This is a genomic window from Planobacterium oryzisoli (assembly GCF_015354315.1).
GTDB lineage: Bacteria > Bacteroidota > Bacteroidia > Flavobacteriales > Weeksellaceae > Planobacterium_A > Planobacterium_A oryzisoli.
In genome coordinates this window covers 294,805-308,935 of sequence record NZ_JADKYY010000001.1, presented here as the reverse complement: position 1 = coordinate 308,935, position 14,131 = coordinate 294,805, and the positions used below count along the sequence as shown (strand labels likewise).

Here is a 14,131-nt window from a genome sequence, read left to right as displayed (position 1 = left end):
GTAATTAAAATTAAATGACTTTAGCCTCCTGGTTTAAAAGTCTAACTAACTCGTCTAGATTCTGTGCATCTACCATCTTCACCTGAGCACGTGGTGGCACACTCTCAAAAGATACGGCCGACACCTTTGCCTCAGCTTCTGAAGGTTCCACTACGTTTAGTGGCTTGGAGCGCGCGGTCATAATCCCACGGATATTAGGGATAATTACATCTTTTTCATCCACCAATCCTTTCTGCCCTGCTATTACGGCAGGAAGTTGCACGGAGATCGTTTCCTTTCCTCCCTCAATTTCTCTTACCGCTGTAGCCGATCCTTCGGTGATGTCAAGACCAACCGCGGCATTGACAAAAGGTACTCCTAGTAATTGAGCAACCATTCCCGGAACGGCTCCTCCATTATAATCTATGGATTCCTTACCACAAAGCACAAGGTCAAACCCATGCTCCTTTGCCACTGCAGCAATCTGCTTTGCAGTTGAGAAACTATCCTTTGGGTCCAAATTAACGCGTACGGCATCGTTGGCACCCGTCGCAAGAGCTTTTCTTATAACCGGCTCCGAGTCGGTTCCTACATTGATCACCGTAACAGTTGCTCCCTGCGAAGCCTGAAGTTGGATTGCTTTTGATAAAGCGAATTCGTCCAGTGGATTAATCACCCACTGAATCCCGCTTTTGTCCAACGCCGCTTTGTCCGATGTAAAGTTGATTTTAGAGGTAGTATCAGGAACACTACTTATACAAACTAATATTTTCATGTGTACGGTATGTTTTTACGTTCTGGCTAAAATAATAAAAAATATATTATGCATGCATAATATTATAAGCAATTATTATTCAATGCATTATGTTAGAAAAGTCCTATTTCTGATCCGGTCTGCTTGGACGTATTTCGATCTTACTTGGTAAAACGCGCACGTTCATTTTTAAAATATCTGCAATGAGCTCTCCCAGATCCTCCGGTTGCAGCTTCCACAAGTCCTTCTCAGAAGGATCGTTGCCATTGAAGTGGCTGGAAACCGAGCCTGGCATGATGGTCAGTGCCCGAATACCAAATTTTCGAAGGTCTAGCATAGCGGCTTGTGTAAAACCTACGACTCCAAACTTCGAAGCATTGTACCCTGTTCCATTCTCGAAGAAGTTCGTTCCCGCAAGGCTTGATATGGTTATATAGAGTCCCTGTGACTTCTTCAACAAATCCACCGAGGCTTTTAGTGTATGAAATACTCCGGTAAGATTGGTTTCAATCATACTGTTCCATTCCTCGAGCGAAAGTTCATCTACGGGTTTGAATACCCCCATGCCTGCATTGGCAATTACTACGTCGAGGCGACCGAAACGCTCCGAAATTTTATCAATGGCTTCTTTCTCGCTGTTGAAATTCCTAACATCGCTGGTAAAAGCCAGCACATCCGGGGAGAGACGTGAGAGTTCCACCTCGGCACGTTGCACGTCCTCTGCCTTACGGGAGCTAACAGCCACGCGGTATCCGTTCTTTAAAAGAGTTTCGGCGATACCAAGCCCTATACCCTTGGTACCTCCTGTGATATAAATTACTTTATTTTCCATTCCTTAAAAATACGAAAAAACGCCTCCTTAGGGGAGGCGCTGAATTAAAATTATGATTTTTTAACCTTTGGTATAATTCTCAAAGAAAAGAGGAATACTCTCTATGCCTTTATAGAAGTTATAGAGTCCAAAGTGTTCGTTGGGCGAGTGAATAGCATCGGAATCCAGTCCAAATCCCATAAGCACTGATTTGGCCTCAAGCACCTGCTCGAACATGGCGGTAATAGGGATACTTCCTCCGCTGCGGTACGGTAGCACTTCCTTTCCAAAAGCCGTTTCCATGGCCTTTTTTGCTGCCAGGAATTCCTTTGTATCGCTAGGAAGTACATAAGGCATTCCTCCATGGTGTGGTTTTACTTTCACTTTTACATTTTTCGGAGCAATCTTTTCAAAGAACCTGGTGAATTTCTCTGTGATTTCCTCTGGAGTCTGGTAGGGAACAAGACGCATGGATATTTTCGCAAAGGCTTTGGAAGGAATCACAGTCTTGGCGCCTTCACCGGTATAACCTCCCCAAATCCCATTGCAATCCAGGGTTGGTCGGATGGAGGTTCTCTCCAGGGTGGTATACCCTTCTTCGCCTTCTACGCCGCTAAGCCCGATGGAACTTTTAAATTCCTCAGGGTTGTCCTTGAGTCGGTTCATCTCTTTACGTTCCTCCATGGAGACTTCCAGTACGTTATCGTAGAATCCGTCGATCTGAATTCGGCCTTTGGAATCAATGAGCTCAGCTACCATGCGCGAGAGCACGTGGATAGGATTGGGCACCGCACCTCCGTAGAGACCCGAATGAAGATCCCGATTGGGTCCCTCCACTTCTACCTCTACATAGCTAAGACCTCTTAGACCCGTCGTTACGGTTGGTTGCTCAAGACTATAGATATGGGTGTCGGAAATCAGAATGCAGTCGCAGGAAAGCTTGTCCTTGTACTGCTTGACAAATCCTTCCAGGCTTTTGGAACCAACTTCCTCCTCTCCTTCAATCAAAAACTTTACATTACAAGGGAGGGTCTGGGTTTTCATCATGGCTTCGAACGCCTTAATATGCATGAAAAACTGACCCTTGTCGTCGGCAGAGCCTCGTGCAAAAATCGCTCCCTGTGGGTGCGCCGCGGTGGGTTCGATATATGGCTCAAAGGGTGGTTTTTTCCATAGATCAAGTGGATCCGGTGGCTGTACGTCGTAGTGCCCATACACCAGTACCGTTGGAAGGGATGCGTCCAAGATTTTTTCACCGTAGACAATAGGATAACCTTCCGTTTCACATACCTCCACTTGGTCTGCCCCGGCGTTTTTAAGGTGCTCTGCTACTTTGTCGGCGCAGTCCAGTACGTCCTGGTTGTAGGCTGGATCTGCACTTATGGAGGCAATTCGTAACAGTTCAAAGAGTTCCTGAACATACCTTTCCTTATTCTGCTCAATGTAGTTGAGGGTATTTTGCATTTCTGTTTGTTTTGTATTCTGGTAAAAATAAAAAAAATGCCCTGCGGGTACAAGACATTTGGTATTTATTTCTGCTAAGGCAGTGCGCTTTGCACCCAAATACAGAAAGAAAAAAAAGTACTACTCTGCAGTTAGAGTATCAGAAACAGCGGCCTGTGGTGCCTCTGTAGCGGTGCTGTCCATGGCGACTGCAGATGGGTAAGGCTGCGCTGCACGCACCTCATGGTCGTCGTAACGTTCCACACCTTCTTCCACCTTTATAACACCTTTGTTACCTCCTTGAGGAACATCTTTGCAAGCAGAAAGAATAAAGGCCATCGCTGCACATCCGATCAATACTTTTTTCATAGGGATTTTTCTAGTTTATTTTTGTTTGGTAATTAGGAATTCACAGGTCCTTGCCGCAAAATTAATAAAAGTTCCTACGCCAGCAAAACAATCAGAGGGATTTTAAAACGATTTTTCCTGAGACATCCTGCGTGAAAATAAGGTACGAGTGCCCTCCGTCCCCGACTTTGTATTTCTTCTTTATCTGCTCAGGACTTAACGGATGGTTCCTAGATATTATCTGATACCGTTCCCCTTTTTTTAATGTTTTTGCTGGCACTTGCTCCACCTGCAGTCTTCGGCCAGGGAAACCCTCAATGGGCTCATCGCTCGTGTAAAGATGGGTATTGGGATGAAGTTTATAAAGTCCAAATTTTAGTGCAATCCCATGAAATGCTCCGGTTTTCAATACCGCATTGTTAGGAATATAGAGATAGTTTCGCACCGGGGAATACACTGCGCTGCCCACTGAAAGATCCTTCAAGTCAAAGGTGAAATCAGGCTCCGTACTTTCCAGATTCACTGCAGTGACAGGTACGGTTTCCTTCTCTTCTTCCTTGGAAAGATGCACTAGAATTTCCTTTACCTCATTTCGGACAGCGACAACCTCTATGGACCGGACATAATGTAATGTTGCAACCAAATACTTAAGATCTATCATTGGAGAGAGCTTAACGAGTATCCGGTGCGCTTTATCTACAAGTTGCTGCTCCAGAAGAAGCAGATTGGGTGAGAGATCCTCCAGAAGAAACACTTTACGCTTATTCTGGTCCCTGCGTGCAGGATCCAGATAGATAAAATCTAAAGGTTTTTTTACGGTGGATAAGAACGAGTTAAGATCGCCCTTTACTACTTCTACCTCTCTTTCTAGCACCTTGAAGTTGTGTCTTAGAATTGCACAGAGCTCCGCATTTTGCTCCACTAAGAAGATGCGCTGGAAATTTAAGGAGAGGAAGTATGCGTCTATACCCATACCCGCAGTTAAATCTGCGAAGGTCTCTCCAAAGAGATTTCTTGCCTTGTATCGCGCAGTAGCCTCAGAAGAACTTTGTTCTAAGCTTAAGGAAGATGGAAAAAGATACTGGGGATAATCTCTAAGAAAGGGGTACTTGCGCGCACTGATTTTGCGTCCTTTTATTTGCTCTACGATAAAAGGCATTGAATAACCTTCCACCGGCGATTTCTGTAAAAGGAGTTTGTTTAAATCTGAATCGAGATGATCGGATATAAATTGTTGAATTTTAGTAGATAACAATTAATTACTTTAAGTACTTATTCGTATATTTCCGATAGTCGCACGGGACGTATTTCCTTTGGGTTGTACGGGGTATTGAGTTCCTTGGTCAGCTCTTTCGAAGGATAAAGATTTACACCAACAAGGGTTATCTTGCCCTCCTTCAGCCATTGCTGCTCCCGCAAAGCGTGCTCGTACACATCCCTTTGAAGCTGGCCTCCTATCATCTGCGCAGTGAATCCACCCTTCTCTTCTATCTCTAAAAAAGCACTCCAGGTCTTTTCTGCCACCTGTTGTGTCAATGGACCCATATAAAAGCTTCCTGCCATAGGATCGTCAAAAACATTTAGAAGACTCTCGTGGGAAAGCACTAGCTGCTGCTTGAAGGAGACTTCCAAAGAAAATTCGGTGCGCTCGGTGGGCTGGAAACTGCCAAGATAAATAGCATCGGCTCCGCCGAGCATTGCCGCTGCACATTCGTAGGTGGAGCGGATCAAATTGTTTTCACTCTCATCCACTGTTTTGTTACGCATGCTGGGCTCGGCAAAGATGAAGCAGTCGTGCGGCTCTGCACCATACTCACGGCAAAGTTCTGCAAAAACCAGTCGCAGGGCCCTAAGCTTGGCTAGCTCAAAAAAATAGTTTCTCCCTACTGCCACCTTGAAGATGATTTCCTTCAATACGTCGCTAGAGAATGCCTCTACAAGCTCCCTTGCTTTGGAAAGTGCTACGGCAAGCTGCTGCACAATGGATGCTCCAGCATTCTGAAAAGCAGAAATATCTACGCACAAACTTCGCGCAAAGCCCTTGGCTTGAAGTTCCAAGGCTAGCTGCTGGTCCAGTTTGCCTTCCTTAGTAAAGACATCTACCAAGGAAAAAACCCGGTTCTCCTCTGAGAGAATATGTTCTGCAAGAAGGCGGTTGTCGACAAAAAGGTTCTTCTCTGCTAACCCTTCGACATTGTGGGATAGTAGCAGCGATTCGTTTTCACTTTGTTCTTGGTACGGGCTAACAAGGTGAAGATACTCCTCTGCTCTTGCCACCATAGGGTATTCTTTAGAGGAGGTGAAATATACTGGATCGATCTCAAGTCCCTCTAAATTCTCTTCCTTAAGAATACTGTAGATGTCCGGAGATTTTAGTTGCCCCGAGACCAGTGCCTCCCATTGTCTACGTGACTCGTCTTCCATAGCTTTAGTCGTTTAGTGGTTTACCCGTCTCTTTTGCCTGTACCAAGGAGCTGTCCACAACCAATATGAAGATCTCTTCGTTGGGTTTTTTCATGAAATAATTCTCCCGCGCGTACTTTTCCTTTTCGTCCTTGTTTTTCATCAGCTTATTGTAAAATGCGGTACTTTTTTCGTATTCGCCCTTAAAATGCGCCAATTGCTGCTCGTATTTCTTTATTTCTTGATTGAGTTCATTGATGACTAAGAACGAGGTGCTGTCAAAGAACACCATCCATACCAAGAATGCCACTATAGTAGTGAAATACTTGTTAAGTACCCAGCGCTTCACTCTCCGTTTCAGGGGGCTGGCAGGTGTGATGTCTTTAATCAGGTGCTCAGGCATCGGAATGTTTTTTTAATGAATTGTTTATCACTGTGGTCAAAAAATCAATGGCCACATTATTATGACGCATATTGGGAACAATCAGGTCCGCCTCGTTTTTGGAAGGCTCAATAAATTCCATATGCATTGGTTTTAAAGTAGTCTGGTAGCGGTGCAGTACTTCACTTAAATCCCTACCCCTTTCTTGGGTATCGCGACGGATCCTTCGAATAAGCCGTTCGTCCGAATCAGCATGTACAAAGACCTTGAGATCAAATTCCTTGAGTAGCTCGGCGTTGGTAAGAACTAGGATTCCTTCCACAATCAGCACGTTTCTCGGTTCTACTGTAATCACATCGCTTGTCCGCGAGTGCGTCACGAAACTGTAAAGCGGCTGTTCAATACTTTGTCCGGACTTAAGCATGCGTACGTGCTTTTTTAACAGATCAAAATCTATGGATTTGGGATGGTCGTAATTCAAGACTTCGCGTTCCTGAAGTGAGAGATGGTGGTTGTCGTGGTAGTAGTTGTCCTGCGAGAGCACGTTTACGCCCTCGGCATTAAGCTGCTGAAGAATTTTATTCACTACCGTGGTCTTGCCACTCCCGGTCCCCCCGGCGATTCCAATTACAAGCATGATTCGTTAAATCTTTCGGCAAAGATAGTATTTTGATAAAAAAACCGACTTTTAAATTACGTATTTTCCATTATTCAATTCCAAAGAGATAATGCAGTACCGCCTGTACACGCGCTAAAAATTCCCGGGACTGATTGCGGTAGTAGCTCTCGGGATGTGTGATATCCTGAGCATCAAAACCCAGTGCATTCATCTCTCTGCTCCGCGCAAGAAACAGCGCACGAAGATTATGGAATCCTTGGGAGACTATAATCACGCTGCGCTGCTGGTAGAGCTCATCGCAACGTTTTATGCTCGCTTTTGTGGAAAAACCTTTGGAATCCTTAGTGATTATATGTTCGGGTACTCCCTCCTGATAGATCAGAAAATTTTTCATGGCAGTGGGTTCGTCGTACCCTCTGCTTTTCTCACCACTAACTATGATGCGGTTGATCTTACCGTGGTGGTACAGTAGGGCCGCTGCATCCATTCGTGCAATGAAATAGGGATTGGCATTACCCGACATGGTCTTGGGGGAAGTTCCTAGGACCAGGGCCGTTTCGCGAGGCGGAATTTTTGAAATTTTGGTATAGGTACGACCGTTTGTGAGGGCAAACACCCACACATTTGCCAGTAGCATGAAAAGCACTAGTATTTCCACTACTGCAAAAAAGAATCGTATGGTGTCCAAAACTTTTTTCACACGTTATCAAAGTTCAGTTTAATTGATTTTGAAAGCGCGAAGGCCATGCAAGGCAGGATCTTCCCACTCTGTTCTTCCCCTGGGGTAAGATATTCATTTTCGAGAAGTTCCACCTCACCTTTTTCCAAATGGCAGATGCAGCTCCCACATATACCCGACTTACAAGAGAACGGAACGGGAAGATGCAGTGAGGAGAGACTTTGAAGAAGTTTATGTCGGTTGTCTTCTAATTGAACCAAAGTACTTTTGCCCTGGTAGATATACTCCACTTCTATATCTTCCACCAAAGGAAAGGCCACTTCGACAGGAAAGATATCTTCATTAAAGGCTTCAAAGAGCTCAAAATGGATGTTTTTCTTTGGAATTCCGTTTTCATAACATGCGTTGGCTACTTCGCGGATCATTTCCCCGGGTCCACAAATAAGGACCTCGTCCACACTGTCCCACAGAGTGGATTCCTCATCGGTATCATCCAGCATCATAACTTGATTTATGATCAGTTCTACCCTACTGCGGTTAAGTCTACTGTGGTACAAAGGATTTCCCGGGTTCTCTCTGGAATAGAACAGATGCAGCTGAAATCGCGAAGGATACGTGCTTTCTAGTTGCTTGAGCTCCTTAAGATAGGGAGTGGAATCCTTGTGGGAATTGGAATAGAAAAGGAAAAGTCGCGTGCGGCTTTCGGTATGAAGAAGCGTTTTGAAATGGCTGAGCAGAGGTGTGATCCCTATGCCCGCAGCAAAACCCACAATGGTCCTAAACTCATGGGGCTTGCTTTCCAGGGTGAAACGGCCCATTGGCTCACTGACACTTAATAAGTCCCCCTCGTGGTAGTCTGAAAACAGACTCTGCGTACTGCTACCCTTCTCATGTATACGAATGCCCAGGGTGAAAAAGGGCTCGTAGGGTGCCGAGGTCATAGAAAAATCCCGTTCCACTGGCTCTCCTTTATGAAGGAAGCGAAGCCGGACATACTGGCCTGCATTATAGGAATATACGGAACGAAGATGCTGTGGAATATCCAATTCCAGTGAAAAAGCGTTTTTGGTCAGTAGTTCTTTTTTAGCTATTTTTAGCCCATGAAATGGGACTTGTCTTGGAGTTAAGGCTGCTTCCATATATACAAACAAAAATAGAAAAAAAAGATGGTTAAGGAAATTACACCCTTTATTATAGCCCTAGTGCTGGTATCCTGCTCCAAAAATACAAACGAGCAGTCCGTTACCGATTCTATTGATTCCACGCAGGTATCTTCCACCTCCACAGACTCTGTAGCAACTACCTCTCTTGCCACAACTAAAGAATACACCGTGGAGCAGGTCTCAGAACTAGTAGGAACGAAAAACGATACCCTATACGTGACCAATTTCTTTGCTACTTGGTGCGGTCCATGCATCCGCGAGCTTCCTCACTTTGTAGAACAGCAAGAAAAACGAAAAGCAGAGAAAATTAAATTTACCTACATCAGTCTAGACCAAAAACAGGACTGGGGAAAAGTGCTTCCTTTCGCAACGGAACATAAGCTGTCCGGGGAAATTGTCCTTTTGGATGGAATGAATCTTACGCCGGATTTCTTTACCCAAAACTTCAGTCAGTGGAACGGTGAATCCATTCCATACACCTTTATGCGCAAGGGTGAGAAGACCGACGAGACAATAGGAATGATGAGTAAAGAGGAGCTCGAGAGAAAAATCCAATCTTTAAACTAAAACCGCAGTGTCCTTAAGGCTAGCTCCACAAGTACACACACAAAGGGGATTCTTTGTCCTTTGCCTACTACTAGGATTGGGGATACTTTCCTTAGCCGCACTCAACCTATCCACAGGGTACTCCGAAATTTCCCTCCATGAGATCCTTTTTTCGGATGCCATAAGTACCATTGCTAACCTGAGGATAAGCCGCGTAGCAGTGATGGCGCTTTGTGGACTGGCAATTCCTACCTCGGGATTCTTGCTCCAGGAATACTTTCAAAATCCGTTAGCGGGTCCCTCGGTGCTGGGTATAACCTCTGTGGCAAGCCTGAGTGTGGCACTGTTTATATTCTTATCTGCAGAATGGAACATTCCCATTTTCCTGCATAACAGTTTGCTTTCTACTTTTGCCATAGTGGGCAGCATTCTATTGATGCTATTGCTTCTGGTGGTATCTTCCCGCTTCAAGGACCGCTCCACTCTAGTCATATTTGGCTTTCTTATCTCGGCTCTCTGTGGTGCAGTGGTCTCGCTACTTCAGTTTTACGGCCAATCGGAAAGTCTGAAGAATTACATTCTTTGGAGTTTTGGCTCCACAGCCCAGGTCACTTCTGGGCAGATACGGATCCTAGCTGTACTGGTGCTTGTAGGTTTATTGCTAGCTGCATTTGCAGTACGTCCCTTAATCGGAGGATTGCTTGGTGTACAGTATGCCTCCAGTATTGGCGTGAATCTCTCAAGTTTAAAAATCTTTGTCATTGTCTCTTCTTCCCTTCTGGCGGCCTCTATTACAGCCTATCTTGGTCCAATACTTTTTATAGGAATTATTGTGCCTCATTTTTCCCGTATGGTCTGGAATCCTGCCATGCTATGGCATCAGTGGATTCTTAATATGCTTCTGGGCATTTTGATTATGCAGCTTTTCTCTGTTATCTCGGAAAGCTCTCAACTGCCTCTAAATGTCATTACCTCACTGTTTGGAATTCCGGTAATATTCACCATGTTTCTTAAGAAAAACCAAAGGATTTAAAATGAAGGGAAGTGCAGATGTACATCTGGAATTAAAAAATGCAGGTTTTGGTTACCAGTCCCTTCTGGTACAGGGCGCTAGTGCGCAACTACGTTTGGGTGAACTATGCCTTATAGTTGGGTCCAACGGTGTTGGAAAGACCACAATCTTAAAAACGCTGCTGGGACAAATCCCCTTAATGGAGGGGGCCATTGACCTACTTGGAACGCCGCTCCACCAATACTCGGTAAAGGAACTTGCGAGGCATATTTCTGTGGTGTTTTCTTCTTCACCGCGAGAGTCAAGCCTTACGGTACGGGATCTGATTGCCCTTGGTCGCTTCATACACTATCCCTTTTACTTTTCACTCACCAGTAAAGACCAGCTCTATGTCCAGGAGATTATTACGCAGCTCCACCTAGAACCCTATGCACACCTAACCCTGGAAAAGCTTTCCGATGGAAATCTTCAAAAGGCCTACATCGGTAGGGCTCTGGCGCAAAACACCCAGCTGATCCTACTGGACGAACCTACCACCCATTTGGATGAGGCAAACAAAATTATGATCCTTAATCTGCTACGTAAATTAAGCCGCGAGGAGAATAAATTGGTGCTTTTTTCTTCCCATGATTGGAGGCTGGCCAAGGAATTTTCCGACACCATGATGCTGGTGGACCAAGGCGCACTTCTGTACGGACTTACCGAGGATGTGCTTTACGCGCGTACGCAGCTGCTAGAACCTATTCTCTTTGATGTATCCAGTAGTTTTGTTGCCCCACGTATTTTGGCACCTGCAATATTTAAAGAATTGCTCTATTCTACCCTCCAAAAACATGTGGAAAAAGACCTTTCAACTATTCAATTTACGTGGAACGAGCCTTTTTGGGAGGTAGAAGGTGTATCTATGCACCGAAAATTCACTTCTTTTGAAGAAATCGTTGCTTTTCTAAATAATTCGCTCTAAATCCGCAGTACCAGGGAGTTGAAATAATATTATGCATGCATAGTATTATGCAATTCATATTTTTTAACTCACTCATTTTCACTATTTAACGAAACATTAACACATGCCATATACTATGCATGCATAATATTATTTATATTTGGATAAACCCCGGTTTTACACTAATAAGCTATGAATAACAAAGGTAAAGTAGAGAATATTGATCTTATTGTAAAGTCCACTTGGCTCGCGGTAAGCAAGATGTATTCGGAGATGGCCTCCGAGTACGACAGTACTGCCGTACAGGCACTCACCTTACTTAAAATTGACCCCAAAGAAGGTACACGCAGTACAAATCTAGGCCCTAAAATGGCCATTGAACCCACTTCCCTTACCCGTATCATTAAACTCCTGGAAGACAACGGTTTCATCTATAAGGAAAAAACTACGCAGGACAAACGGGAAGTAATCATAAAATTGACCGATAAAGGACTCAGACACCGTGATATCTCTAAGGATGTGGTGGTCAACTTCAATAAGATTGTCTGTGAGAAAGTAAGTACCGAACATCTGGAAATATTCAAGAACGTGATGGAGGTAATCTTAAAAACCGCCCACGAGTTAAACAAAAGAAAATAAATACTATATGAAACGCAGAATTAAACACGTCACCGTCCTGGGATCAGGAATCATGGGTTCGGGTATCGCTGCGCACTTCGCCAATATTGGCGTGCAGGTGCTGCTTTTGGATATTGTTCCCTTTGAGCTTTCAGAGGTAGAGAAAAAACGGGGTCTTACCCTAGAGGACGGCAAAGTCCGAAACCGTATAGCCACAGAGAACCTGGAAAAGCTTAAGAAAGCGAGCCCGGCTCTTCTCTATTCACCAAAATTTGCCCAGCGCATTGAGGTAGGTAACTTTCAGGACGATATGCACCGAATAAAATCTACCGACTGGATCATTGAGGTGGTGGTAGAGCGCCTTGATATCAAGAAATCCGTTTATGAACAGATTGAGAAATTCCGTAAAGAGGGAACGCTGGTTTCTTCCAACACTTCAGGAATTCCAATCAACATGCTTGTGGAAGGCAGGTCCGAGGATTTTGCATCCCATTTTGCCGGAACTCATTTTTTTAATCCGGTGCGCTATTTGCCGCTTCTTGAAATAATACCCACAGAGAAGACCGATCCAAAAATCACGCAGTTCTATATGGAGTACGGCTCTAGGTTCCTTGGAAAAACCACCGTACTTGCTAAAGATACACCGGCCTTTATTGCCAACAGGATTGGCGTGTTCTCCATGATGAACCTTCTGCACTCTGTAGAGTCTCTGGGGCTCAATGTAACCGATATCGATAAATTAACCGGGCCTATTATTGGCCGTCCGAAATCCGCCACTTTTAGAACGGCGGACGTTGTAGGACTAGATACTTTAGTCCATGTGGCCAAAGGTGTGCACCAAAGTGGACTGGAAAGCAACAACTTTAATGATGTTTTCAAGCTGCCCCAGTATATTGAGAAAATGATGGAGAACAACTGGCTAGGATCGAAAACCCAGCAGGGATTCTATAAGAAGGTGAAGAATGCGGAAGGTAAAAGTGAAATCCATGGACTGAATCTAAAGACCATGGAATACGAACTACAAGGGAAATCCAATTTTCCTGTGCTGGAGCTAACCAAGAACATCGAAAGGCCTATCGAGCGTTTTAAGGTGCTCATAGGTGGAAAAGACCAGGCCTCGGAACTTTACCGCAAGAGCCTTGGAGCACTCTTTGGATATGTTTCACATAAAGTGCCAGAAATCTCTGACGAACTCTACAAAATAGACGATGCCATGCGCGCCGGTTTTGGCTGGGAAAATGGTCCTTTCGAGATTTGGGATGCGGTAGGTGTGGAAAAAGGTGTCGAGCTGGCAAAGGATGCAGGCTACGAAGTAAGTGACTGGGTCCTTGGCGTGAAAAATTTCTATTCCCTTACACCGGAGGGCAAGAAACAGTATTTTGACATCAAGTCCACTACACCTCTGGCCATTCCAGGTCAGGATGCCTTTATTATACTGGACCAGATCCGTAAGGAAAAGACTTTATGGAGTAACTCAGGCGCAGCCATTCAGTACCTTGGAGACGGAGTACTGAACTTTGAGATTCGCTCGAAAATGAATTCACTTGGAGGTGAGGTATTGGACGGCTTGAACCGAGCGATTGACCTTGCTGAAAAGGATTACGATGCATTGGTGGTAGGAAACCAGGGGCAGAATTTCTCGGTGGGTGCCAACCTTGCGATGATTCTCATGATGGCCATTGATCAGGATTGGGACGATTTGAATATGGCAATAGCCTATTTCCAAAAATCCATGATGCGGGTACGCTACTCCTCTATTCCGGTGGTAGTGGCACCTTTTGGAATGACTCTAGGAGGCGGTTGTGAAATGACCATGCATGCAGACCGGGTGGTGGCTGCGGCAGAAACCTATATTGGACTGGTGGAAACCGGCGTAGGAGTGATTCCTGGTGGCGGTGGGACCAAAGAGCTCACCCTTAGAACGTCCCGTGAATTTATAAAGGACGATGTTAAGAACAACAGAATGCGTGATGCATTCATGAACATAGCCATGGGTAAGGTCGCCACATCGGCATACGAGGCATACGACATGGGTATTTTGGAATCACACAAAGATATTGTGGTAGTGGATAAGAACCGGCAGATTGCTGAGGCCAAGAAAGTGGCACTGCTCCTTGCAGAGCAAGGCTATACCCAGCCGATAGAGCAGAAAGTTACTGTACTAGGAAAAGATGCCTTGGGAATGTTCTACGTTGGAACCGACCAGATGCTGGCGGGGAATTATATTTCTGAGCACGACAAGAAAATTGCCGACAAACTGGGGTACGTGATGGTAGGAGGAAACCTCTCTGAACCTACGCTGGTAAGTGAACAGTATCTTCTAAACCTCGAACGTGAGACATTCCTACAGCTTCTTGGAGAAAGAAAAACGCTGGAGCGGATTCAGTACATGCTTCAAAATGGGAAACCACTTCGCAACTAACCGAAATAA

15 protein-coding genes are annotated in these 14,131 nt (G+C 44.9%); 5 read left to right on the top strand and 10 right to left on the bottom strand.

Annotated elements, in window-relative coordinates; all coding sequences use genetic code 11:
- Positions 1–10: 10 nt before the first annotated feature.
- The 10 genes from IC612_RS01410 to IC612_RS01365 all read right to left on the bottom strand — a co-directional run bounded on the left by IC612_RS01410 (position 11) and on the right by IC612_RS01365 (position 8,557).
- On the bottom strand, positions 11–754 hold the full coding sequence (locus IC612_RS01410) for an electron transfer flavoprotein subunit beta/FixA family protein (protein WP_194738376.1): 744 nt from the start codon (positions 752–754) through the stop codon (positions 11–13).
- A gap of 103 nt (positions 755–857) precedes the next feature.
- A complete protein-coding gene (locus IC612_RS01405) occupies positions 858–1,565 on the bottom strand; it encodes an SDR family oxidoreductase (protein ID WP_194738375.1) in 708 nt (235 codons plus the stop codon).
- Between the two features lie 60 nt (positions 1,566–1,625).
- On the bottom strand, positions 1,626–3,008 hold the full coding sequence (locus IC612_RS01400; protein ID WP_194738374.1) for a dipeptidase: 1,383 nt from the start codon (positions 3,006–3,008) through the stop codon (positions 1,626–1,628).
- Between the two features lie 120 nt (positions 3,009–3,128).
- Positions 3,129–3,356 carry a hypothetical protein gene (locus IC612_RS01395; protein WP_194738373.1) on the bottom strand — a complete coding sequence of 76 codons (228 nt, stop codon included), beginning with the start codon at positions 3,354–3,356 and terminating at the stop codon, positions 3,129–3,131.
- 91 nt (positions 3,357–3,447) lie between these two features.
- Positions 3,448–4,590 (bottom strand): class I SAM-dependent methyltransferase, encoded by a 1,143-nt coding sequence (locus tag IC612_RS01390; RefSeq protein WP_228512819.1) that lies wholly within the window; start codon positions 4,588–4,590, stop codon positions 3,448–3,450.
- Between the two features lie 17 nt (positions 4,591–4,607).
- Positions 4,608–5,759 carry a methylmalonyl-CoA mutase family protein gene (locus IC612_RS01385; RefSeq protein WP_194738372.1) on the bottom strand — a complete coding sequence of 384 codons (1,152 nt, stop codon included), beginning with the start codon at positions 5,757–5,759 and terminating at the stop codon, positions 4,608–4,610.
- 4 nt (positions 5,760–5,763) lie between these two features.
- Entirely contained in the window at positions 5,764–6,141 is a 378-nt protein-coding gene (locus IC612_RS01380; protein WP_194738371.1) for an FtsB family cell division protein, read from the bottom strand.
- Positions 6,134–6,757, bottom strand: a complete 624-nt coding sequence (gene udk, locus IC612_RS01375) for a uridine kinase (RefSeq protein WP_194738370.1) — start codon at positions 6,755–6,757, stop codon at positions 6,134–6,136. Before udk ends, IC612_RS01380 begins: the two co-directional genes overlap by 8 nt.
- A 70-nt stretch (positions 6,758–6,827) precedes the next feature.
- Positions 6,828–7,376 (bottom strand): SanA/YdcF family protein, encoded by a 549-nt coding sequence (locus IC612_RS01370; RefSeq protein ID WP_194738420.1) that lies wholly within the window; start codon positions 7,374–7,376, stop codon positions 6,828–6,830.
- A 59-nt stretch (positions 7,377–7,435) separates the two neighbouring features.
- The gene (locus IC612_RS01365) at positions 7,436–8,557 is read right to left on the bottom strand and encodes a ferredoxin--NADP reductase (protein WP_194738369.1); all 1,122 of its coding nucleotides are present in this window, start codon (positions 8,555–8,557) and stop codon (positions 7,436–7,438) included.
- A gap of 27 nt (positions 8,558–8,584) precedes the next feature.
- Here IC612_RS01365 and IC612_RS01360 point away from each other — a divergent pair, with 27 nt between their 5' ends.
- From IC612_RS01360 to IC612_RS01340, 5 genes are all read left to right on the top strand, one after another.
- Positions 8,585–9,148: a TlpA family protein disulfide reductase gene (locus IC612_RS01360; RefSeq protein ID WP_194738368.1), complete on the top strand. Its 564-nt coding sequence runs from the start codon at positions 8,585–8,587 to the stop codon at positions 9,146–9,148.
- A gap of 7 nt (positions 9,149–9,155) precedes the next feature.
- Positions 9,156–10,160 carry a FecCD family ABC transporter permease gene (locus tag IC612_RS01355; RefSeq protein ID WP_194738367.1) on the top strand — a complete coding sequence of 335 codons (1,005 nt, stop codon included), beginning with the start codon at positions 9,156–9,158 and terminating at the stop codon, positions 10,158–10,160.
- Position 10,161: 1 nt separating this feature from the next.
- On the top strand, positions 10,162–11,103 hold the full coding sequence (locus IC612_RS01350) for an ABC transporter ATP-binding protein (protein WP_194738366.1): 942 nt from the start codon (positions 10,162–10,164) through the stop codon (positions 11,101–11,103).
- A gap of 171 nt (positions 11,104–11,274) precedes the next feature.
- Positions 11,275–11,721 (top strand): MarR family winged helix-turn-helix transcriptional regulator, encoded by a 447-nt coding sequence (locus IC612_RS01345; protein WP_194738365.1) that lies wholly within the window; start codon positions 11,275–11,277, stop codon positions 11,719–11,721.
- A gap of 7 nt (positions 11,722–11,728) precedes the next feature.
- Positions 11,729–14,122, top strand: coding sequence for a 3-hydroxyacyl-CoA dehydrogenase/enoyl-CoA hydratase family protein (locus tag IC612_RS01340; RefSeq protein ID WP_194738364.1), 2,394 nt, complete (start codon positions 11,729–11,731; stop codon positions 14,120–14,122).
- Positions 14,123–14,131: the final 9 nt, after the last annotated feature.